The sequence below is a fragment of the Rhodococcus sp. KBW08 genome, assembly GCF_003852455.1.
GTDB classification, from domain to species: domain Bacteria; phylum Actinomycetota; class Actinomycetes; order Mycobacteriales; family Mycobacteriaceae; genus Rhodococcus_F; species Rhodococcus_F baikonurensis.
This window is the reverse complement of record NZ_QAJJ01000016.1, coordinates 323,779-345,741: the sequence shown is the minus strand read 5'-3', so window position 1 is coordinate 345,741 and position 21,963 is coordinate 323,779. Positions and strand designations below refer to the sequence as shown.

The following is a 21,963-nucleotide window of genomic DNA, read 5'->3' as shown; positions in this document are numbered from 1 at the left end:
GTATCGATGAAGCCGAAGGCTGTACTCATCGGTCCGCCCGGAGCCGGCAAATCGACCATCGGTCGACGTCTCGCGCAGGCACTCGAACTCGAATTGGTCGATACCGACGCCGAGATCGAACGGACCACGGGTAGGACGATCCCGGAGATCTTCACCCATGACGGCGAGCCTCGGTTTCGTGAGATCGAGGAATCGGTGGTTCGCGAAGCGTTGGAGGCCACCGACGGCATCGTCTCCCTCGGCGGTGGCGCGATCCTCTCCGATCGCACCCGCGAACTGCTCCAGGGTCACACGGTCATCTACCTCGAGATCAGTGTCGCCGAAGGGCTTCGCCGCACCGGGGCGAACAATCATCGTCCGCTGCTGGCCGGCGGAGATCCCAAGGTCAAGTACCAGGAGTTGATGAGGCGTCGTCGTCCGCTGTACCGGCGTTCGGCCACGATTCGGATTCGGACCGACGGCCGAAGTCCGGCGCGTGTCGTCGGACAACTGGTGTCGAAACTTCAAGACAAATGAACAACCGGAGCGGAGTAGTGGAGCAGTGACCGAACCCGTACGTGTAGAGGTGAAGACCGCAAGTCCTTACCCGGTCGTGATCGGCCGCGGCCTGCTCGGTGATCTCGTTGCCGAGTTCGACGGCGCGCGCACTGTCGCGATCTTCCATCAGCCGCCGCTGGCAGAGACCGCGGAGGCCGTACGGGCTGCGTTGGCGGAGAAGGGAATCGACGCTCACCGTATCGAGATTCCCGATGCCGAGGACGGCAAGGATCTTGCCGTCGCCGGCTTCTGCTGGGATGTGCTCGGCCGGATCGGCCTGACTCGCAGCGACGCGATCATGAGCTTGGGCGGGGGAGCGGCGACCGACCTCACCGGCTTCGTCGCTGCTACGTGGATGCGCGGTGTCAAGGTAGTTCACGTCCCCACCACCTTGCTCGCGATGGTCGACGCAGCAGTGGGCGGGAAAACCGGTATCAACACCGAAGCGGGCAAGAACCTCGTCGGTTCGTTCCACGAACCCGGCGCGGTGTTCATCGATCTCGCGACACTCGAGACGGTGCCGCACAACGAGATCGTCGCCGGCATGGCCGAGGTCATCAAGACCGGATTCATCGCCGACCCGGTAATCCTGGATCTCATCGAAGCCGATCCCAAGGCAGCTCTCGATCCGTCGGGAACTGTTCTGCCCGAGTTGATTCGTCGCTCCGTCGAGGTCAAGGCCAAGGTCGTGGCCGCGGATCTGCGCGAGTCGGATCTGCGTGAAATCCTCAACTACGGCCACACCCTCGGCCACGCGATCGAACGTCGTGAACGCTACAAGTGGCGCCACGGTGCTGCCGTCTCCGTCGGACTGGTCTTCGCTGCCGAACTCGGACGGCTCGCGGGCCGACTCGATGACGCCACCGCGGATCGTCACAAGTCGATTCTCGATCTCGTCGGGCTGCCGACGTCCTACGACGGTGACGCCTTCGGTGACCTGCTCAAGGGAATGCAGACCGACAAGAAGAACCGTGCCGGCCTGCTGCGTTTCGTGGTCCTCGACGGTCTGGCCAAGCCGGGCCGCCTCGAAGGGCCGGATCCGAGCTTGTTGGTTGCGGCATACTCCGCGATTGCCCGCGATGCGAGGCCGGCCGGCGGAACGGTCCTGCTGTGAAGATCAACGTCGTCAACGGGCCCAATCTGGGACGTCTGGGTAAGCGTCAGCCCGAGGTCTACGGCGCGACCACACACGACGACCTGATCGAATTGTGTGTCGCGGCAGGCAAGGAGCTCGGCGTCGAGGTCGTCGTTCGTCAGAGCGATCACGAAGGTGATCTGCTCGGCTGGATCCACGACGCGGCCGACGCGGGGGAACCCGTGATCCTCAATGCCGGTGGCTTGACGCACACGTCGGTGGTCCTACGAGATGCATGCGCCGAACTGACCGCAGGTCTCGTCGAAGTACACATCTCGAACGTTCATGCGCGAGAAGAGTTTCGGCACCATTCTTACCTGAGCCCGATTGCGACCGGCGTGATCGTCGGACTCGGCGTCGCCGCGTACCCGCTGGCGATCAGATTCCTCGCCGAGCGGGGCTGAACGAGGGTAGTCGAAAACCCAGCCACACGAATGCGGCCCCGAGGAAAACATCCTCGGGGCCGCATTCGGTTGTGTAGACGGTGGGCGTTACTGCTCGCGCTTGCCCAGATCGATCGCCGGGAAGACCGCGGTATCGGCGTCGGATTCCTCGACGGACATCGCGGCTCCGCTGTACGCGTGCTGCTCGGTGGGGGAGTCGTAGCCCTCGCTGACGGGCACGGGTTCGCGGTGACGCTCGTGGGTCGGGGTCTGCGGAGCTGTTCCGTTCTTGCGCTGTTCGCGGCTGACGAAGAAGCGTCCGACGGTGATGGCGATCATGGCGGGGACGAAGATGAGAAGAATCGTGAACGCCGCACCCGACGTCACCTCGAAGAACAAGCCCTGCTGGGTCAGTTCGAGGGAGGGGACGAGGCTGAGTGCCCAGCTGGCAGCACCGGCGACGAACCCTCCGACCAATGCGGCCTTGAGCCACAGCATGGTCAGATCGGCGCCGTCCTCGGGTTCGGGGAAGTTCCGGCGGTCACGAATGCCGTCGATACCACCCCAGATCGCGGCGAAGACGATGACGATCAACAGGGACAGCCAGCGCAGGGTGGACCCCTGAAGTGGCCACTGTGCGATCGCTGCACCGAGCAACGCACGAAACACAACATGTATCAGGGCCATGCCGAGGCCACGTACCAACCACGCATTCATGGGTACAGCCTAACTAGAACCCATTACACCTTGTGGCCTAACCCACACTTATTGCTGTAACCGTGAGTTTCGAGTTGATCGGCAGGTCTGCGCGGGCGGTAGGTTCGAGGGATGCCGGTCGACTTCAGAACACGCCGTGAATCCCTCAGACGCCTCCTCTCGGAGCGCGAACTCGACGCGATTCTCGTCACAGATCTCCTCAACATCAGATACCTCACCGGTTTCACCGGCTCGAATGCGGCGCTCGTCGTCAGTGCATCCGATTCAGCGTCCGACGAACGCGAGACGGTGATCTGCACCGACGGCCGTTACGTGACGCAGGTCGCGGAGCAGGTACCTGACCTTCGTGCCGAAATCGCCCGTTCGAGTGCTGCGCACTTGATCGAGAAGTCCACGGCGCCCGTTCTCGGATTCGAGTCACACGTGGCGACGTTCGCCGAACATCGGGCGTGGACCGAGGCGGCGCCGAAGATCCGGTTCGAACCGGTGAGCGGACTTGTCGAACAGTTGCGCATGGTCAAGGACGAGCACGAGGTGGAGTTGTTGCGCGCCGCGTGCACCGCAGCCGATGTCGCGTTGGCACAGTTGATCACTCGCGGTGGTCTGCGACCTGGCCGAACGGAACGAGAGGTCGGCCGCGAGCTGGAAAATCTGATGCTCGACAACGGTGCGGACGGTATTTCGTTCGAGACGATCGTCGCGGCCGGCGCCAACTCGGCAATTCCGCATCACCGACCGACCGACGCGATCCTGGCGTCGGGTGACTTCGTGAAACTCGACTTCGGAGCTCAGGTCGGTGGGTACCACTCGGACATGACCCGTACCTACGTGCTCGAGTCCGTTTCCGATTGGCAACAGGAGATCTACGAGCTTGTCGCGCGTTCTCAAGCTGCCGGTTGCGACGCGCTCGCGCCGGGTGTCGAATGTGCGGCAGTCGACGCCGTCGCCCGTGCGGTGATCGACGATGCAGGGTACGGCGAATTGTTCCTGCACGGCCTCGGCCACGGTGTCGGCCTCGAAATCCACGAAGCACCGGGGATCGGCAAGCTCGGCACCGGTACACTTCTTTCCGGCGCGGCGGTGACCGTCGAGCCGGGCGTGTACTTCTCCGGGCGCGGAGGTGTACGGATCGAGGACACGCTCGTAGTTCGTGAGCAGGGGCCAGAGCTGCTCACACTGACCGCAAAAGACCTTACCGTCGTCTGAGACGGTTTCCCGACCCCTAGGAGACGCGAAGCAAGTGGCTTCCACCAGTGATTTCAAGAATGGTCTGGTTCTGCAGATCGAAGGCCAGCTGTGGACGATCATCGAGTTCCAGCATGTCAAGCCCGGCAAGGGCCCTGCCTTCGTGCGCACCAAGCTCAAGAACGTGCTCTCGGGCAAGGTAGTGGACAAGACGTTCAACGCCGGTGTGAAGGTCGAGACCGCCACGGTCGACCGTCGTGACATGACGTACCTCTACCACGACGGCAGCGACTACATCTTCATGGACGGCGACACCTACGACCAGGTGTCGATCAGCGAATCCACCGTCGGCGACCAGTCGCGTTTCCTGCTCGAGAACATGGCCGTCCAGGTCGCGACCCACGAAGACGTTCCCCTCTTCGTCGAGCTTCCGGTCACGGTCGAGCTCGTCGTCAAGCACACCGATCCGGGCCTGCAGGGCGACCGCTCCACCGGCGGCACCAAGCCTGCCACCCTCGAGACCGGTGCCGAGATCAACGTCCCGCTCTTCATCAACACCGGTGACAAGCTCAAGGTCGATTCCCGTGACGGCAACTACCTCGGGCGTGTGAATTCCTGAGTGTCCGGCACACATAAGAAACTCGGTGCACGCCACAAGGCGCGCAAGCGTGCCGTCGACTTCCTCTTCGAAGCCGAGGCACGTGACCTCGATCCGGTCGCACTCGCGTCGGAGCGTTCCGACCTGTCCGTCAAGGACGACGCGGTAGCGCCTGTCGCGGCCTACACCGTCACGTTGGTGTCCGGAGTCGCGGAGAATCTGGACCGGATCGATCAGGTCATCTCCTCGCATCTGCAGGACTGGACGCTCGAGCGTCTGCCCGCCGTCGACCGTGCGATTCTGCGTATCGCCGTGTGGGAGCTCTTCCACGCGACGGACGTTCCTCCGGTTGTCGCCGTGGACGAGGCCGTCGAACTCGCCAAGCAGCTCTCGACGGACGACTCTCCGGGATTCGTCAACGGAATCCTCGGCCAGGTCGTTCTCGTTGCGCCGCAGGTTCGATCGGCAGCAGCGGCGACCTCGCAGCGCGCGCAGGAATCGGATTCCGGTACCGAGTAGCAAGTCTTGTTCCACCACCCGCCGTGCGAGTCGCACAGATGTCACTGCGCGAGTCGCACAGATGTCACTGCGCGAGTTGTGTGTCTGCACACAACCGGTCAGAGTCACTGCTCGCACGGCGGGATCAGGTCTGTCGGCTGATAGGGTGGGGACCGTCAGACATCCTTTAACGATCCGTCCAGTGAGGCGGAGAAGGAGGTCGCAGCATGAGCGTGCCCGAAGGGTCTCGCCCATCCGATCTTGCAGGTCCAGATAACGCGAAGGCGCCGGTCGGTGCCGAGGCAGGTAGCGAGACCCGCGAATTGTTGTCCGCCCAGGATGTGGGCCGGACCATCGCGCGGATCGCTCACGAGATCATCGAGAAAACCGCACTCGACGGACCCGAGGGAACAGCCCCTCGTGTGGTTCTGATCGGTATCCCTACGCGTGGAACCACTCTCGCCACGCGACTGCGCGCCAAGATCGAAGAATTCTCCGGTGTGCGTCTTCCTATCGGATCTCTCGACATCACGCTCTACCGGGATGATCTCCGCAACAAGCCGCATCGCCCGCTCGAGCGCACGTCCGTCCCCGAAGGTGGCGTCGACAATGCGCTGGTCGTTCTCGTGGACGACGTCCTCTTCTCCGGTCGCACTGTGCGCTCGGCACTGGACGCGTTGCGCGATCTGGGGCGCCCTCGTGCGGTCCAACTCGCAGTGCTCGTGGATCGTGGTCACCGCGAACTCCCGCTGCGTGCCGACTACGTCGGCAAGAACGTCCCGACCGCGAGGTCCGAGGACGTCAAGGTTCTCCTCCAGGAGCACGACGGCAGGGAAGCGGTAGTCATCTCCGGAGGTAAGAGCGCGTGAAGCACCTTCTTTCCATCGCGGACCTCGATCGTGAGTCCGCGGTAGAACTTCTCGACGAGGCGGAACGCTTCGAGCAGGCGCTTCTGGGACGCGAGGTACGCAAGCTCCCGACGCTGCGTGGACGCACGGTCATGACGGTGTTCTTCGAAAACTCGACGCGCACCCGGGTGTCCTTCGAGGTGGCCGGCAAGTGGATGAGTGCCGACGTCATCAACGTCAGCGCATCGAGTTCCTCGGTGTCCAAGGGCGAATCCCTGCGCGATACCGCGATGACCCTGCGCGCGGCGGGTGCCGACGCCCTCATCGTGCGGCATCCGGCGTCGGGTGCCGCCCACCAGATCGCCAAGTGGACCGGAGCGGCCGACGACGGTGGCCCGGCAGTCATCAACGCAGGTGACGGTACGCACGAGCATCCCACCCAGGCGCTTCTCGACGCCTTGACCCTTCGGCAGCGTCTCGGTGACATCGAGGGCAAGCGGATCGCGATCGTCGGCGATATTCTGCACAGCCGCGTGGCCCGCTCCAACGCGCTGCTGCTCTCGATGCTCGGCGCCGAGGTTGTTCTTGTTGCCCCGCCGACACTGCTGCCGGTCGGGGCGCACACGTGGCCGGTCACGGTCTCGCATTCACTCGACGCCGAACTGCCCGGCCTCGACGCGGTGCTGATGCTGCGGGTTCAGGCCGAACGCATGAACGGCGGCTTCTTCCCGTCGCAGCGCGAGTACTCGATCAACTACGGCCTGTCCGAGAAGCGACTGGCGATGCTGGCCGATCATGCGGTGGTACTGCACCCCGGCCCGATGCTGCGCGGCATGGAGATTGCATCCGCCGTCGCCGATTCCTCGAAAACTGCTGTACTGCAACAGGTTACCAACGGCGTGCACATGCGCATGGCTGTCTTGTTCCGACTTCTGGTCGGGTCGGAGGACGGCGCGCTGTGACGAGAAACGAGAACGGAGAATCACCCGTGAGTGTCCTGCTCCGCGGAGTCCTGATCTACGGAGAAGGTGAGCCCACCGACGTACTCGTCGGCGACGGCACGATCCTCGAGATCGGCGTGGACCTCGATCCGGCCACGGCATCCGAGGTGATCGATGCCGGCGGGCAGATCCTGCTTCCCGGCTTCGTGGATCTGCACACGCATCTGCGCGAGCCGGGCCGCGAAGACACCGAGACCATCGAAACCGGTAGCTCGGCAGCCGCGCTGGGTGGATACACCGCGGTCTTCGCGATGGCCAACACGAGCCCCGTCGCCGATTCGGTGGTCATCACCGATCACGTCTGGCGACGCGGTCAGGAAGTCGGCCTCGTCGACGTCCACCCCGTTGGCGCAGTCACCGCAGGCCTGGAAGGCAAGCAGCTCGCCGAGATGGCGACCATGGCCGCTGGCGTCGGCAAGGTCAAGATGTTCTCCGACGACGGCCACTGCGTCTACGACCCACTGATCATGCGTCGTGCGCTCGAATACTCCAGCTCACTGGGCGTTCTGATCGCACAGCACGCCGAAGAGCCCCGCCTGACCGTCGGTGCGGTCGCCCACGAGGGCCCCACGGCCGCGCGTCTCGGCCTGGCCGGATGGCCGCGAGCAGCCGAAGAATCGATCGTCGCCCGTGACGCACTCCTCGCGCGTGACGCCGGAGCTCGCGTTCACATCTGCCACGCATCCACCGCCGGAACCGTTGAACTCGTGAAGTGGGCTCGCAGCCAAGGGATTTCGATCACCGCCGAGGTCACCCCGCATCACCTGCTCCTCGACGATTCACGGCTCGAGACGTACGACGCGATCAACAAGGTCAATCCTCCCTTGCGTGAGGCCAGCGATGTTGCTGCCCTGCGCAAGGGTCTGGCCGAGGGCATCATCGACTGCGTCGCGACCGACCATGCTCCGCACGCCGAGCAGGACAAGTGCTGCGAATTCGCGGCCGCTCGTCCCGGAATGCTCGGCCTCGAGACGGCGCTGTCGATCATCGTGCAGACGATGGTCCAGCCTGGTCTGTTGGACTGGCGCGGCGTTGCCCGGGTCATGAGCGAGCGCCCCGCGGCAATCGTGGGCCTCGACGATCAGGGCCGCCCCATCGAGGTGGGGGAGCCGGCGAACCTGACATTGGTCGATCCGTCGGCCGAGTGGACGGTCCACGGTCCGGACTTGGCGAGTGTCGCGCATAACACTCCGTACGAGTCGATGACATTGCCCGCTCGGGTCACGACCACACTGTTACGTGGCCGCATCACCGCACACGACGGGAATGTGCGGCTGCGGAGTAGCGAGGAGTAGCGCGTCATGGACAGAGCACTGTGGATCATCGGTCTGGCGATCTTCTGGGTCGCGATGATCGGCCTGATGTACGTCGGCTGGCGTGGACGCGCTCGACGCCAGAAAGACAGGATCGGCGAGCTGCCGACGGTACCGGCAACCCTGGGTGAGCTGCTCGTGCTGCCGACCACCGGCCTCTACGTCGGCAGCACCATCGCACCCAGTTGGCAGGACCGTATCGCCGTGGGCGACCTCGGTTTCCGCGCCACCTGCGAGATCAGCCGCTACAGCGGCGGAATTCTGGTCGAGCGTGACGGTGCGTCGGCCATATGGATTCCGGAGAAGTCGATCCGCGCGATCCGCACGGAGAACGGTCTCGCCGGCAAGGTCATGAGCAAGGACGGCGTCCTGGTCATCCGCTGGGAATTGCCGAGCGGAACCGAGATCGACACGGGCGTGCGCGGTGACGACAAGACGGTTTATCCGGACTGGGTCAAGCCGGTAACTGCTTCGAACAAGACTGCTTCGAACAAGACGAATGACAACGAAGACGCAAGCTCTGGCGACATCGAGCAGAACGGAAAGAACGCATGAGCGGCTTTGGTAACAGCCCGGCAGTACTGGTCCTCGAAGACGGACGGGTGTTCCGCGGAACCACCTTCGGTGCGGTTGGACAGACCCTGGGCGAAGCGGTGTTCAGCACCGGAATGACCGGCTACCAGGAAACGCTCACCGATCCCAGCTACCACCGCCAGATCGTGGTCTCCACCGCGCCGCAGATCGGCAACACCGGCTGGAACGACGAAGACGACGAGTCGGTCGGACCGACCGGCGAGCGTGCCGGCGCCAAGATCTGGGTTGCCGGATACGTCGTTCGTGATCCCTCGCGCGTCACCTCGAGCTGGCGTGCAACCGGTTCGCTGCAGGCCAAGCTCGAAGAGCAGGGCATCGTCGGAATCGCCGGGATCGACACTCGTGCCCTGGTTCGCCACCTGCGCACTCGCGGTTCGATGAAGGCCGGCATTTTCTCCGGTGAAGCCATCGCCGCCGATGACGAGTTGGTTCGCCGGGTCCAGGATCAGCCGACCATGCTCGGCGCCGATCTTGCCGGTGAGGTCAGCACCACCAGCGGCTACGTCGTCGAGCCGAAGGGTGGCGAGGCGCTGTACACGGTTGCCGCCATCGACCTCGGTATCAAGACCAACACCCCGCGCATGTTCGCCGAGCGCGGCATCCGCGTCCACGTGTTGCCGTCCAACGCGAGTCTCGAACAGATCCTCGACCTGAAGGCCGACGGAGTGTTCCTCTCCAACGGCCCTGGTGATCCGGCCACCGCCGACGGTGCCGTTCACCTCACGAAAGAGGTCATCGGACAGGGCTTGCCGCTGTTCGGTATCTGCTTCGGTAACCAGATCCTGGGCCGCGCCCTCGGCCTGAGCACGTACAAGATGAAGTTCGGCCACCGCGGCATCAACATCCCGGTGATCGAGCATCAGACCGGTCGTATCGCGATCACCGCGCAGAACCACGGCTTCGCACTCGAAGGCGAAGCCGGTCAGGAATTCGACACTCCGTTCGGTCGCGCGGTGGTCAGCCACACCTGCGCAAACGACGGCGCCGTCGAAGGTGTTCGCCTGCTCGACGATTCGGCCTTCTCGGTGCAGTACCACCCGGAGGCAGCAGCCGGCCCGCACGACGCTGCGTACCTCTTCGACCGCTTCACCAGCCTGCTCTCCGCACGGAAAGAAACCGGAGTCAAGAACTAATGCCACGCCGTACAGATCTCAAGCACATCCTGGTAATCGGCTCCGGTCCGATCGTCATCGGTCAGGCCTGCGAGTTCGACTACTCGGGCACCCAGGCTTGCCGCGTCCTCCAGGAGGAGGGCTTGCGCGTCAGCCTCGTCAACTCCAACCCCGCCACCATCATGACGGACCCCGAGTTCGCCGACGCCACGTACGTCGAGCCGATCACGGCCGAGTTCCTCGAGAAGGTCATCGCCAAGGAAGCGTTGCAGGGCAACAAGATCGACGCCGTCCTCGCGACGCTCGGCGGTCAGACTGCACTCAACGCCGCAGTGGCTCTTCACGAGCAAGGCATCCTCGAGAAGTACGACGTCGAACTCATCGGCGCCGACTTCGACGCCATCCAGCGCGGCGAAGATCGCCAGAAGTTCAAGGACATCGTCGCCAAGGTCGGTGGCGAATCCGCGAAGTCCGCAGTGTGCTACACGATGGACGAAGTACACGCAACGGTCGCCGAACTCGGTTACCCGGTTGTCGTGCGCCCGTCCTTCACCATGGGCGGCCTCGGTTCCGGCATGGCGTACGACGTCGACGATCTCAACCGGATCGCCGGTGGCGGTCTCGCCGCGTCGCCGACGGCGAACGTCCTGATCGAGGAATCCATCCTCGGCTGGAAGGAATACGAACTCGAGCTCATGCGTGACAGTCGCGACAACGTCGTGATCGTCTGCTCCATCGAGAACGTCGACCCGGTCGGTGTCCATACCGGAGACAGCGTGACGGTCGCTCCGGCGATGACACTGACAGACCGCGAGTACCAGGCGATGCGCGACCTTTCCATCGACATCCTGCGTGAGGTGGGCGTCGACACCGGCGGCTGCAACATCCAGTTCGCGATGGACCCGAAGGACGGCCGTCTGGTTGTCATCGAGATGAACCCGCGCGTGTCCCGCTCGTCGGCTCTGGCGTCGAAGGCGACCGGTTACCCGATCGCGAAGATGGCCGCCAAGCTTGCCATCGGCTACACGCTCGACGAGATCGTCAACGACATCACCAAGGAAACCCCGGCCTGCTTCGAGCCGACGCTCGACTACGTCGTCGTCAAGGCTCCGCGGTTCGCTTTCGAGAAGTTCCCCGGTGCCGACGGAACCCTGACCACCACGATGAAGTCGGTGGGCGAGGCCATGAGCATCGGCCGCAACTTCACCGAGGCCTTCGGCAAGGTCATGCGTTCACTCGAAACCAAGCGCGCGGGTTACTGGACCGGCGCCGACATCGAGACGGAGAGCCTGGACGCACTGCTCGCCGATCTGAGCGTTCCGCAGGACGGCCGCATGTACGGCATCGAGAAGGCATTCGCCCTCGGCGCAACTGTCGAGCAGCTCTTCGACGCCACCAAGATCGATCCGTGGTTCCTCGACCAGTTCCAGCAGATTCACGAGCTCGGTGAAAAGCTGCGCGCTGCAGAGTCTTTCGACGAGGCTGCCCTGCGTCAGGCCAAGTACCACGGCATCTCGGACCGCCAGATCGCGGCTCTGCGCCCCGAACTCGGTGGTGACACGCACGCAGGTGAGGACGCCGTTCGCGCTCTGCGTGATCAGCTGGGCGTGCGCCCCGTCTACAAGACCGTCGACACCTGTGCCGCAGAGTTCGAGGCCAAGACGCCGTACCACTACTCGACCTACGAGCTTGATCCTGAGGCCGAGTCCGAGGTGGCTCCGCAGACCGAGCGTCCCAAGGTTCTGATTCTCGGATCCGGCCCCAACCGCATCGGTCAGGGCATCGAGTTCGACTACTCGTGTGTCCACGCGGCGCAGACGCTGTCCGAAGCCGGGTACGAGACCGTCATGGTCAACTGCAACCCCGAGACAGTCTCTACGGACTACGACACTGCTGATCGCCTGTACTTCGAGCCGCTGACGTTCGAGGACGTCTTCGAGGTCTACCGCGCGGAGGCTCAGTCGGGCACCGTTGCCGGCGTCATCGTCCAACTCGGCGGCCAGACCCCGCTCGGATTGGCGAAGCGCCTCGAAGCTGCCGGAGTCCCCATCGTGGGAACCAGCCCCGCAGCCATCGACTTGGCGGAGGACCGCGGCGAATTCGGTCGTGTGCTCACCGAAGCCGGACTGCCTGCACCGAAGTTCGGTACCGCCACCACGTTCGACGGCGCCCGCGAGATCGCAGCCGGTATCGGCTACCCGGTGCTGGTGCGTCCGTCGTACGTGCTCGGTGGTCGCGGCATGGAGATCGTCTACGACGAGGCTTCCCTCGCCGACTACATCTCGCGTGCCACGGAGATCTCCGACGATCGTCCGGTCCTGGTCGACCGCTTCCTCGAAGACGCGGTCGAGATCGACGTCGACGCTCTGTGCGACGGCACCGAGGTGTACCTCGGTGGCGTCATGGAGCACATCGAGGAAGCCGGCATTCACTCCGGCGACTCGGCGTGTGCGCTTCCGCCCATCACTCTGGGTCGTGCGGATCTCGAGAACGTCCGCCGCTCCACCGAGGCTCTTGCAAAGGGCATCGGTGTCAAGGGCCTGCTCAACGTCCAGTACGCCCTCAAGGACGACATCCTCTACGTGCTGGAAGCGAACCCCCGCGCCAGCCGTACGGTTCCGTTCGTGTCCAAGGCGACGGCCGTCCAGCTGGCCAAGGCATGCGCCCGCGTCATGCTCGGCGAATCCATCGCCGAGCTGCGCGCAAGCGGCATCCTGCCGGCGACCGGTGACGGTGGAAACACTCCGGCCGGTGCACCGATCGCGGTCAAGGAAGCTGTGTTGCCGTTCAACCGCTTCCGCCGCGCCGACGGTACCGGCGTGGATACCTTGCTCAGCCCTGAGATGAAGTCCACCGGTGAGGTCATGGGAATCGACTTCGACTTCGGTACGGCTTTTGCCAAGTCGCAGACGGCTGCCTACGGTTCCTTGCCCACCACGGGCGCGGTGTTCGTCTCGGTCGCCAACAAGGACAAGCGTTCGCTGATCTTCCCGGTCAAGCGCCTGGCAGATCTCGGATTCACCATTCTTGCCACCGAAGGGACCGCAGATGTGTTGCGGCGCAACGGTATCGAGTGCAAGCAGGTGTACAAGCAGTCGGGTGAGGATGTTCCGGCCGGTGCCGAGACCATCGTCGACCAGATCCGCAGCGGCGAGGTCGCCATGGTCATCAACACGCCGTACGGCAACAACGGCCCGCGCGTCGACGGCTACGAGATCCGAAGCGCAGCAGTAGCGTCGAACATCCCGTGCATCACGACGGTGCAGGGTGCCTCGGCTGCCGTACAAGGCATCGAAGCGGCCATCCGCGGCGACATCGGGGTTCACTCCCTGCAGGAACTGCACGCAGGTCTTCGCCGGCCGGCACAGCAGTCGTGAGTCACAGCTGGGGGCATCGTCTCCGGTCCGCGATCGCGGACCGGGGGCGGCTGTGCGTCGGCATCGACCCGCATCCCGCACTTCTCGACGCGTGGGGACTGCCGCGTACTGCTGAGGGTCTCGAGACTTTCGCCGAGATCTGCGTCGAGGCGTTCACCGGTGAGGTCGGACTCGTCAAACCTCAGGTCGCGTTCTTCGAGGCATACGGCAGCGCAGGCTTCGCCGTGTTGGAGCGGACCATCTCGGTCCTCCGCGACGCGGGAACGCTTGTCGTCGCGGACGCCAAGCGTGGTGACATCGGATCGACGATGGACGCGTACGCGCAAGCCTGGTTGGGTGATTCACCGTTGGCCTCCGACTCGGTCACTGTTTCGCCGTACCTGGGGTTCGGGGCGCTGGCTCCGACACTCGAACTGGCGAGGGAGAACGCACGCGGGATCTTCGTGCTGGCCCGAACGTCCAATCCCGAGGGTGGCGAACTTCAACAGTCGTCGGCCGACGGTGTGAGCGTGGCTCAGTCGATCGTGAACGCGGCGGTCGACGCGAACGCCGACGGCCGCGACACCGTCGGACTGGTGGTTGGTGCAACTCGGGACCACGGTCTGGACCTGTCGCAGTTCAACGGGCCGATTCTCGCTCCGGGGCTCGGCGCGCAGGGCGCAACGGCAGCGGATCTCGCAGACATCTTTGCCGGTTCGACCGAACTCCTGCTGCCGAACACCTCACGCGGGGTGCTCAGGCACGGTCCTTCGGTATCGGCACTTCGGGAGGCAGCAATGCGTGACCGAGACGAGATCGAAGCCGCATTGGCGAATTGATCCGTGAGTGACCTCGAGGCTCGTTCGAGCGATGGAACCCGGTGGTACCGTCCGTCGGTGAATCGTTGGTGGCAGATCGGACTTCTCATCGCGGCGTGCGCGCTGCTGGCCACCGGGTTCCAATCCGTCACCGGCGTACACGGCGACGATCTCGCCGTGTACCGGACGGCGGGTCAGGCCGTGCTCGACGGCTCGAACCTGTACGACGAATCGTTCAACGCGAGATTGCCGTTCACGTATCCGCCCTTCGCTGCGCTCGTCGCCGTTCCGGTCGCCTTGGGTTCGTGGGGCGCGGTCCAGTGGGGATGGAGTTTTGTCAGCCTCCTGATGCTGGCCGCGATCATCGTGCTCAGCTACCGCGAAGTCCCGTTCACGCGTAAGCGACCGGTCGTGGTCTACGTGGGTTTCCTGGTCCTGTGGACGGCAGCATCACCGATCTCCGATCACCTCGGGTACGGGCAGGTCGGGTTGTTCCTGACGCTCCTGTGTCTGATCGACGTGCTGGCTCGACCACGGTGGATTCCCGAGGGTGTGTTGGTGGGGATCGCCGGGGCGGTCAAACTGGTGCCGCTCGTCTACATCGGTTATTACGTGATCACCGGGCGCTGGAAAGCGGTTGCGGGCGGCCTCGCCGGCTTCCTCGGCGCAACGGCACTCGGCTTGGCGGTTCTCCCGCGCCAGACGATCGACTACTTCGGTGACATCGCCTCACTGTCGGGGCGCGTCGCTGTCGGCGACCCTTCTGTGTTCGGCAACCAGTCCGTGCGTGGAATGGCCTTGCGGCTACTTCCCGAGGGCCTGGTGGGTCCCGCATGGCTTTTCGCCTGTGCAGTGTTGGGTGTCGTCGGAATTGTCGCAACACGGCGTGCTCAGCGCCTGCGGGGTGATCTTGCCGGTTTCACGGTGGTGGCTCTGCTGGCGGCAGTCGTGACTCCCATTGCCTGGACCCACCATTTCGTGTGGTTGGTGCCGGCGGTGGGCGTGCTCCTGGTTCCGATCAAGCCAAGCGTGGGGGAGCGCACTCGAACCGTGCCCGTGTGGTCCTGGGTCGCCATCAGCCTCACTGCCGCAGTCGTCCTGTTTCGGCTTCCGCGAGTCGGTGCGGACATGGATGTCCCGGTCTTCGGCTTCGTACTGGAGAATTCATTGCTCTGGGCGAGCCTCGCGGTGGTCATCGCTCTGGCTGCCCCCGGTGTGAGCCGCACCGAACCCGAGACGGTCGACGCCGGCGATCCGAAATCGTCGCTGCAGACCTGAAAACAGGCCGCGACACGCGCATGGGCGTCGAAAATGCTCGAAAATTTTGGATGTGTCGGCGACCACGTTCATTCCCGCAGGTAACGATTTCGCACACGTACTCAGGGCGGTCATGCCGCGATTGACGAAATACTTTGTGTTACAGTCTATTTCGGTATTGTACTCACGTTCATGTTGCGCCGAATCCGTCTCGATCCTGCCGAAAATGGCGACGATCGGTGCCATCGATTCGACGCGCATAACCCACCGCGATCTGCATCGGACCGCGGGGGGTGGGTTAGCAATTCGCGCCAGGCGTGAGTACGGTCGCTATCGCTGCTGGTTATCAGCGGAATAGACAAAATTTGCACACGACGAGACGGAGGAACCGTGGCCCTTCCCCAGTTGACTGATGAGCAGCGCGCTGCTGCTTTGGAGAAGGCAGCTGCTGCCCGCAAGGCCAGGGCTGAGCTCAAGGAGCGCCTGAAGCGTGGCGGCACCGACCTCAAGCAGGTCCTCAAGGACGCCGAAGACAACGAAATCTTGGGCAAGATGAAGGTTTCGGCACTGCTCGAGGCGCTGCCCAAGGTGGGCAAGGTCAAGGCTCAGGAGATCATGACCGAGCTGGAGATTGCACCGACCCGTCGCCTTCGTGGCCTCGGTGATCGGCAGCGCAAGGCTCTGCTCACCAAGTTTGACTTCGAGGCCTGAGCCGACAAGTGATGATTGCTGACGCGGCAGTGTCTGATGATTGCTGACGCAACAGTGTCAGAGAGCAAGACCGCAGTGCGGAGGGGTCGGCTGGTTGTACTGGCCGGCCCTTCGGCTGTCGGTAAGTCCAGCGTCGTTCGCGAGCTGAGAACTCGGTTGCCCGAACTCGTTTTCAGTGTTTCGGCAACCACTCGCGATCCCCGTCCAGGTGAAGTGGACGGCAAGGACTACCGATTCACCTCCCGCGAAGAATTTCAACGGATGATCGACTCCGGTGAACTTCTCGAATGGGCGGAAATCCACGGCGGTCTGCAGCGCTCCGGCACCCCCGCAGCTCCGATCGAAGAAGCACTCGAAGCTGGAAAGCCCGTTCTCGTCGAGGTCGATCTCGCCGGAGCACGAGCTGTCCGGAAAGCGATGCCCGAGGCTCTGTTGGTGTTCATGGCTCCACCGAGCTGGGACGTTCTGGTGCAACGGCTGACCGGGCGAGGCACCGAAACGGAAGACGTCGTGGCACGGCGACTCGAGACGGCCCGAGTGGAATTGGCCGCACAGGACGAGTTCGACACGGTCATCGTGAACGAGGATGTAAGCCGTGCTTGCGATGAGTTGGTATCCTTGTTGGTTGGGAACTGATTCGGCACCCTTCGGGAACCGATTTCCATCCTGTTTCTCAGATATCCGGATCGATAAAACTAGTTCTTCAATGAAGATCTAATTCAGGAGACACAAGAGTGAGCAGCACTTCAGCCGCGTCCGCAGCAGGTCAGGGCGCTCTGCCTGCCTACGACACCCCGCTCGGCATCACCAACCCGCCGATCGACGAGTTGCTCGAACGCACCTCTTCCAAGTACGCCCTGGTGATTTACTCGGCCAAGCGTGCACGCCAGATCAACGACTACTACAACCAGCTCGGTGACGGCATCCTCGAATACGTCGGACCTCTGGTCGAGCCCGGTCTGCAGGAAAAGCCGCTGTCCATCGCGTTGCGTGAAATCCACGCTGATCTCCTCGAGCACACCGAAGGCGAGTGAGCACCACGTCTGCCGCACCCGAACCTCGTTCGGGTGTCGGGGGAGTGTCCGACGCACCCACATCGATACGTAAGCGCATTGTCGTCGGTGTCGGTGGGGGTATCGCCGCGTACAAAGCGTGCTCGATCATCCGCAGCTTCACCGAGAGCGGTCATCACGTCCGCGTGATTCCGACCGAATCCGCTCTGGAGTTCGTCGGCCGCGCGACGTTCGAAGCACTCTCCGGCAACCCGGTTCACACCGGCGTCTTCAACGACGTCCCGCAGGTTCCGCATGTCCGTCTCGGACAGGAAGCCGATCTCGTCGTCATCGCGCCGGCAACCGCTGATCTGATGGCGCGAGCTGTCATGGGTCGCGCAGACGACCTGTTGACGGCCACTTTGTTGACCGCGCGCTGTCCGGTCGTCTTCGCCCCCGCAATGCACACCGAGATGTGGGAGCACCCCGCAACGGTGTCCAACGTGGCGACACTGCGCTCGCGCGGCGTCCACGTGATCGAACCTGCCTCCGGGCGGTTGACCGGAAAAGACACCGGAGCGGGTCGACTTCCCGAACCCGACGAGATCGTCGGGTTGGCATCGTTGCTCCTCGAACGCTCGGACGCGTTGCCGCGCGACCTGGAAGGTCGCCGCATTCTGGTCACCGCCGGCGGTACTCGCGAGCCGCTCGATCCCGTGCGCTTTCTCGGTAATCGCAGCTCGGGCAAACAGGGCTACGCGCTCGCCCGTCTGGCCGCACAACGCGGCGCGCACGTCACGCTGATCGCCGGCTACACGGCCGATCTCGCCGACCCCGCCGCTGTCGACGTCGTGCACATCAAGACGGCGGAAGATCTCCGATTGGCGGTGGAGAAGCACGCACCGGGACACGACGGAGTCGTCATGGCTGCGGCTGTCGCGGACTTCCGCCCCACCACCGTCGAAGGCAGCAAGATCAAGAAGGGCGCAAACGAACCCGACTCGATCAGCCTCACCAGAAACGCCGACATCCTCGCCGGTCTCGTCGAAGCCCGTCGTGACGGCGATCTGGATGCTCGAACGGTGATCGTCGGATTCGCCGCAGAGACCGGTGACGCCCACGGTGACGTTCTCACTTATGCCCGATCCAAGCTGGCCCGCAAAGGTTGCGATCTCCTCGTGGTCAATGCGGTCGGTGAGGGCAAGGCGTTCGAGGTCGATCACAACGACGGTTGGCTACTCGGTTCCGACGGCTCGGAGTCCGCTCTCGAACACGGATCCAAGGCTTTGATGGCCAGTCGAGTGCTCGACGCCCTGGTCAAGCTCTTCCCCGAGTAGCGACACGCGCCCGGTGGTGAGAGTTACCCCACGATAATCGGGTGAGTACAAGGGTGTTGCGCAGGCGGTCCAACCGTTATCGTCGGCTCAGCCCCCAGCTAACAAAGCATGACAAAACGGTCACCGAACGGTGATTCGGATACTTCAATAAGCTGTAGTCAAGAACTCAGTCGTCGAGAGGGAGATCTGTGAGCAAGTCCGGCAGTCGGCTATTCACCAGCGAGTCCGTCACCGAGGGGCACCCGGACAAGATCTGTGACGCGATCAGCGACTCGATCCTCGACGCGCTGCTCACCCAGGACCCGCGCGCCCGCGTGGCCGTCGAGACACTGGTCACCACCGGCCAGGTTCACGTAGCCGGCGAGGTCACCACCACTGCGTACGCGGACATTCCGAAGATCGTGCGCGACACGGTCCTCGAAATCGGCTACGACAGCTCCGCGAAGGGTTTCGACGGAAACTCGTGCGGTGTCAACGTCGCGATCGGCGCTCAGTCGCCCGAGATCGCGCAGGGTGTCGATCATTCGCACGAGGCTCGCGTCGACGGAATCAGCGACGACGAGATCGACCGTCAGGGTGCGGGCGACCAGGGCCTGATGTTCGGTTACGCCACCACGGACACGCCGGAACTGATGCCGCTGCCCATCGCGCTGGCTCATCGTCTCTCCCGCCGGTTGACCGAGGTTCGCAAGTCCGGCGTGTTGCCGTACCTGCGCCCGGACGGCAAGACCCAGGTCACCATCGAGTACGACGGCGACAAGGCTGTCCGTCTCGACACCGTGGTCATCTCCACCCAGCACGCAGCGGACATCGATCTCGACAACCTGCTGACGCCGGACCTTCGCGAGAAGGTGCTCCATTCGGTGCTGGCCGATGTGAACCTCACCGACCTCGACACCTCGGACGTTCGCCTGCTGGTCAACCCGACGGGCAAGTTCGTCCTCGGTGGCCCGATGGGTGACGCCGGCCTGACCGGTCGCAAGATCATCGTCGACACGTACGGCGGAATGGCTCGCCACGGCGGTGGCGCGTTCTCCGGCAAGGACCCGTCAAAGGTCGACCGCAGTGCTGCCTACGCCATGCGTTGGGTGGCCAAGAACGCTGTTGCCGCGGGTCTGGCAGACCGCATCGAGGTTCAGGTTGCCTACGCCATCGGCAAGGCAGCCCCGGTCGGACTCTTCGTCGAAACCTTCGGCACCGAGAAGACCGATCCGGCACGGATCCAGAAGGCGATCACCGAGATCTTCGACCTGCGTCCGGGAGCGATCATCCGCGACCTCGACCTGCTGCGCCCGATCTACGCGCAGACGGCAGCATACGGTCACTTCGGTCGCACCGACATCGATCTTCCGTGGGAGAGCACCGATCGCGCCGACAAGCTGCGTAGCGCAGCTGGTCTCTGATCACTGACGTACAGACGGGGCGCGGGTGGGCGCGGAAAGAGTAGCGGCAGAAGTCGATCCGGTCGCCCGGGTGCTGCCGATGCTCCCGCTGGCTCATCTCGACCGTGAATTCGACTACCTCGTTCCTCGTGAACTCGAAGCGGATGCGCAGCCCGGAGTCCGGGTGCGCATCCGCTTCGCTGGTCGTCTGGTGGACGGTTTCATCGTCTCGCGCGAGGCAACCAGTGACCATCAGGGGAAGTTCGGCTGGCTCGAACGCGTCATCTCGTCCGAACGTGTCCTGACGGCCGAAATCGCGCAAGTCGTCGATCGAGTGGCGGAGCGTTATGCCGGAACCCGTGCCGATGTCCTCCGCTTGGCGGTGCCGCCGCGCCACGCGAAGGTCGAGGCGGAACCGTGGGAGCTCGGCGAGCCGCCGCCCGCTCCTGAACCGATCGAAAATGGTTGGCATCTCTACAGATTCGGTGACGCCTTCCTGTCCGCGATTCGCGAGTCGAAAAGCCCGCGTGCGGTCTGGCAGGCTTTGCCTGGTGAAAACTGGCCACTGCGCCTGGCCGAACTGGCCGGGGCTGTAGCGGCCAGTGGTAAATCCGCGATCCTGGTTGTGCCCGATCAACGCGATCTGGACCGCGTCGTCGCCGCATGTACCGAACTCTCCGGAGCGGATGCAGTGGTGGGTCTGTCCGCGGGCCTGGGGCCGGCCATGCGATACCGAAGGTGGCTCGCAGCGTTGCGCGGGACCGCCCGGATCGTCGTCGGCACGCGGAGCGCTGTTTTTGCGCCGACACCTGAGACCAGTCTGGTCGTCGTCTGGGACGACGGCGACGACAATCTCTCCGAGCCACGGTCGCCGTATCCGCACGCCCGGGAAGTTGCCGTCCTGCGGGGCTACGTCGCCGGGTGCGCCGTCGTGATCGGTGGGTTCTCACGTACGGCAGAATCGCAGGTACTCGTCGACTCGGGATGGGCGCACGATCTGGTAGCTACGCGGGACGTCGTTCGTGCTCACGTACCCAAGATCACCGCGCTTGCCGACAGCGATCAAGCCTTGGCTCGCGATCCGGGAGCCAGAGCGGCTCGTTTGCCTGCTATTGCATTCGCGGCCGCGCGGCGCGCTCTGGGTGAGGGCAACGGAGTCCTGGTGCAGGTGCCTCGGCGGGGGTACGTACCGACCCTGGCCTGTGGAAAGTGCCGTGCCCCGGCACGGTGCCGTCGGTGCAACGGCCCGCTCGCTCTTCCCGCTGCGGCAGGCCCGGACGGCGCCGGCACACCGGCGTGCCGCTGGTGCGGGGTTGCCGATGCCGCCTACCGATGTCACGCGTGCGGTGCGAAAGCGTTGCGCGCGGTGGTGGTCGGTGCCGGTCGGACCGCCGAAGAACTCGGGCGAGCGTTTCCCGGTGTGAAAGTTGTTCTGTCCGGGGGCGGTGACGTGGTCAAGGAACTTCCACACGGGCCTGCGTTGGTGGTGTCGACGGTCGGTGCGGAGCCGGTGATGACCGGCGGCTACGGCGCCGCACTCTTGCTCGACGGGTGGGCACTGCTCGGACGGCCCGATCTTCGCGCCGCCGAGGAAACACTCAGGCGCTGGATGTCGGCTGCTGCCATGGTGATTCCGCTGTCCGAAGGCGGTGAAGTCGTAGTTGTCGCGGACTCGGGTATCCCTACGGTGCAGGCGTTGGTCCGGTGGGATCCGGTGGGGCACGCACAGTCTCAATTCGAGGAACGAGACGAGGTCGGATTTCCTCCGGCTGTTCACATGGCTGCGATCGACGGTGGATCCGCAGCAATTGCGGAGTTGGTGGAGTCGGCGGAACTGCCGGCAAGCGCTGTACTCCTCGGTCCAGTGGAATTGCCTGCGGGGGAGAGGCTTCCGTATTCCGGTGAGGACGAGAGTGGTGTCGCGCCAGAGCGAATACTGGTCCGCGTTCCACGCATGGACGGTCGGGGTCTTGCGGACGCACTGGCACATGCGCGAGCGGCACGCAGTGCACGGAAGTCATCGGGTCCGGTCCGCATTCAGATCGACCCACGCCGCATCGGCTGAGTTTCGAGCTGTCGGAGGCATCCTTGTGTGCCGCGAAGATCTTGCACAACCCGATATGGCGATATATCGTCGAACTATCAACGATAGTGATGGAGGTTCGACGATGGATGCAAGTTTCCCGAAC

Annotated in this window: 21 protein-coding genes; 20 read left to right on the top strand and 1 reads right to left on the bottom strand. The window is 64.0% G+C overall.

Annotated features, from left to right (window positions below):
• The first annotated feature begins 6 nt into the window (after window positions 1-6).
• From DBV08_RS20425 to aroQ, 3 genes are read left to right on the top strand one after another with little or no spacing between them, the layout of a single operon-like run.
• The gene (locus DBV08_RS20425) at window positions 7-516 is read left to right on the top strand and encodes a shikimate kinase (RefSeq protein ID WP_095970215.1); all 510 of its coding nucleotides are present in this window, start codon (window positions 7-9) and stop codon (window positions 514-516) included.
• Between the two features lie 25 nt (window positions 517-541).
• Window positions 542-1,651, top strand: a complete 1,110-nt coding sequence (aroB, locus tag DBV08_RS20420) for a 3-dehydroquinate synthase (RefSeq protein ID WP_095970214.1) — start codon at window positions 542-544, stop codon at window positions 1,649-1,651.
• Window positions 1,648-2,076 (top strand): type II 3-dehydroquinate dehydratase, encoded by a 429-nt coding sequence (gene aroQ / locus DBV08_RS20415; RefSeq protein ID WP_095970213.1) that lies wholly within the window; start codon window positions 1,648-1,650, stop codon window positions 2,074-2,076. Before aroB ends, aroQ begins: the two co-directional genes overlap by 4 nt.
• Window positions 2,077-2,163: 87 nt before the next feature.
• Here aroQ and DBV08_RS20410 read toward each other — a convergent pair whose 3' ends face one another.
• Window positions 2,164-2,772 carry a B-4DMT family transporter gene (locus DBV08_RS20410; RefSeq protein ID WP_124568642.1) on the bottom strand — a complete coding sequence of 203 codons (609 nt, stop codon included), beginning with the start codon at window positions 2,770-2,772 and terminating at the stop codon, window positions 2,164-2,166.
• Window positions 2,773-2,883: 111 nt separating this feature from the next.
• Between DBV08_RS20410 and DBV08_RS20405 the strand changes: the two genes are divergently transcribed.
• The 17 genes from DBV08_RS20405 (at window position 2,884) to DBV08_RS20325 (ending at window position 21,839) form a co-directional block, all read left to right on the top strand.
• Window positions 2,884-3,978 (top strand): Xaa-Pro peptidase family protein, encoded by a 1,095-nt coding sequence (locus DBV08_RS20405; protein WP_124568641.1) that lies wholly within the window; start codon window positions 2,884-2,886, stop codon window positions 3,976-3,978.
• Between the two features lie 34 nt (window positions 3,979-4,012).
• Window positions 4,013-4,576 carry an elongation factor P gene (gene efp, locus DBV08_RS20400; protein ID WP_003944958.1) on the top strand — a complete coding sequence of 188 codons (564 nt, stop codon included), beginning with the start codon at window positions 4,013-4,015 and terminating at the stop codon, window positions 4,574-4,576.
• A complete protein-coding gene (gene nusB, locus DBV08_RS20395; RefSeq protein WP_007728014.1) occupies window positions 4,577-5,074 on the top strand; it encodes a transcription antitermination factor NusB in 498 nt (165 codons plus the stop codon).
• A 206-nt stretch (window positions 5,075-5,280) separates the two neighbouring features.
• Window positions 5,281-5,922: a bifunctional pyr operon transcriptional regulator/uracil phosphoribosyltransferase PyrR gene (gene pyrR, locus DBV08_RS20390; RefSeq protein ID WP_095970210.1), complete on the top strand. Its 642-nt coding sequence runs from the start codon at window positions 5,281-5,283 to the stop codon at window positions 5,920-5,922.
• The gene (locus tag DBV08_RS20385; RefSeq protein WP_003944883.1) at window positions 5,919-6,863 is read left to right on the top strand and encodes an aspartate carbamoyltransferase catalytic subunit; all 945 of its coding nucleotides are present in this window, start codon (window positions 5,919-5,921) and stop codon (window positions 6,861-6,863) included. Before pyrR ends, DBV08_RS20385 begins: the two co-directional genes overlap by 4 nt.
• 26 nt (window positions 6,864-6,889) lie before the next feature.
• Window positions 6,890-8,197: a dihydroorotase gene (locus tag DBV08_RS20380; RefSeq protein ID WP_003944990.1), complete on the top strand. Its 1,308-nt coding sequence runs from the start codon at window positions 6,890-6,892 to the stop codon at window positions 8,195-8,197.
• Between the two features lie 6 nt (window positions 8,198-8,203).
• The gene (locus DBV08_RS20375) at window positions 8,204-8,770 is read left to right on the top strand and encodes a transporter (protein WP_095970208.1); all 567 of its coding nucleotides are present in this window, start codon (window positions 8,204-8,206) and stop codon (window positions 8,768-8,770) included.
• Complete coding sequence (carA, locus tag DBV08_RS20370) at window positions 8,767-9,942, top strand: glutamine-hydrolyzing carbamoyl-phosphate synthase small subunit (RefSeq protein WP_064075331.1); 1,176 nt, start codon at window positions 8,767-8,769, stop codon at window positions 9,940-9,942. The genes DBV08_RS20375 and carA overlap by 4 nt, the downstream gene beginning before the upstream one ends.
• Window positions 9,942-13,298, top strand: a complete 3,357-nt coding sequence (gene carB / locus DBV08_RS20365; RefSeq protein ID WP_095970207.1) for a carbamoyl-phosphate synthase large subunit — start codon at window positions 9,942-9,944, stop codon at window positions 13,296-13,298. The genes carA and carB overlap by 1 nt, the downstream gene beginning before the upstream one ends.
• Window positions 13,295-14,116 carry an orotidine-5'-phosphate decarboxylase gene (gene pyrF / locus DBV08_RS20360; protein ID WP_095970206.1) on the top strand — a complete coding sequence of 274 codons (822 nt, stop codon included), beginning with the start codon at window positions 13,295-13,297 and terminating at the stop codon, window positions 14,114-14,116. The genes carB and pyrF overlap by 4 nt, the downstream gene beginning before the upstream one ends.
• A 57-nt stretch (window positions 14,117-14,173) precedes the next feature.
• Entirely contained in the window at window positions 14,174-15,373 is a 1,200-nt protein-coding gene (locus DBV08_RS20355; RefSeq protein WP_235172203.1) for a glycosyltransferase 87 family protein, read from the top strand.
• A 369-nt stretch (window positions 15,374-15,742) separates the two neighbouring features.
• Window positions 15,743-16,063 (top strand): integration host factor, actinobacterial type, encoded by a 321-nt coding sequence (gene mihF / locus DBV08_RS20350; RefSeq protein ID WP_003944825.1) that lies wholly within the window; start codon window positions 15,743-15,745, stop codon window positions 16,061-16,063.
• Window positions 16,064-16,099: 36 nt separating this feature from the next.
• Window positions 16,100-16,699 (top strand): guanylate kinase, encoded by a 600-nt coding sequence (gmk, locus tag DBV08_RS20345; protein ID WP_020907704.1) that lies wholly within the window; start codon window positions 16,100-16,102, stop codon window positions 16,697-16,699.
• 98 nt (window positions 16,700-16,797) lie between these two features.
• Window positions 16,798-17,097, top strand: a complete 300-nt coding sequence (rpoZ, locus tag DBV08_RS20340; RefSeq protein WP_003944996.1) for a DNA-directed RNA polymerase subunit omega — start codon at window positions 16,798-16,800, stop codon at window positions 17,095-17,097.
• Complete coding sequence (gene coaBC / locus DBV08_RS20335; RefSeq protein ID WP_003944888.1) at window positions 17,094-18,392, top strand: bifunctional phosphopantothenoylcysteine decarboxylase/phosphopantothenate--cysteine ligase CoaBC; 1,299 nt, start codon at window positions 17,094-17,096, stop codon at window positions 18,390-18,392. Before rpoZ ends, coaBC begins: the two co-directional genes overlap by 4 nt.
• Before the next feature lie 188 nt (window positions 18,393-18,580).
• Window positions 18,581-19,795 carry a methionine adenosyltransferase gene (metK, locus tag DBV08_RS20330; protein ID WP_095970204.1) on the top strand — a complete coding sequence of 405 codons (1,215 nt, stop codon included), beginning with the start codon at window positions 18,581-18,583 and terminating at the stop codon, window positions 19,793-19,795.
• Window positions 19,796-19,820: 25 nt separating this feature from the next.
• A complete protein-coding gene (locus DBV08_RS20325) occupies window positions 19,821-21,839 on the top strand; it encodes a primosomal protein N' (protein ID WP_124568639.1) in 2,019 nt (672 codons plus the stop codon).
• Window positions 21,840-21,963: the final 124 nt, after the last annotated feature.

Excerpts from the sequence above, each read along its gene's own strand:
- DBV08_RS20425 (WP_095970215.1), top strand. The coding sequence starts at position 7 with ATGAAGCCGAAGGCTGTACTCATCGGTCCGCCCGGAGCCGGCAAATCG.
- DBV08_RS20410 (WP_124568642.1), bottom strand. The coding sequence starts at position 2,772 with ATGAATGCGTGGTTGGTACGTGGCCTCGGCATGGCCCTGATACATGTT.
- DBV08_RS20405 (WP_124568641.1), top strand. The coding sequence starts at position 2,884 with ATGCCGGTCGACTTCAGAACACGCCGTGAATCCCTCAGACGCCTCCTC.
- pyrR (WP_095970210.1), top strand. The coding sequence starts at position 5,281 with ATGAGCGTGCCCGAAGGGTCTCGCCCATCCGATCTTGCAGGTCCAGAT.
- DBV08_RS20375 (WP_095970208.1), top strand. The coding sequence starts at position 8,204 with ATGGACAGAGCACTGTGGATCATCGGTCTGGCGATCTTCTGGGTCGCG.
- carA (WP_064075331.1), top strand. The coding sequence starts at position 8,767 with ATGAGCGGCTTTGGTAACAGCCCGGCAGTACTGGTCCTCGAAGACGGA.
- carB (WP_095970207.1), top strand. The coding sequence starts at position 9,942 with ATGCCACGCCGTACAGATCTCAAGCACATCCTGGTAATCGGCTCCGGT.
- gmk (WP_020907704.1), top strand. The coding sequence starts at position 16,100 with ATGATTGCTGACGCAACAGTGTCAGAGAGCAAGACCGCAGTGCGGAGG.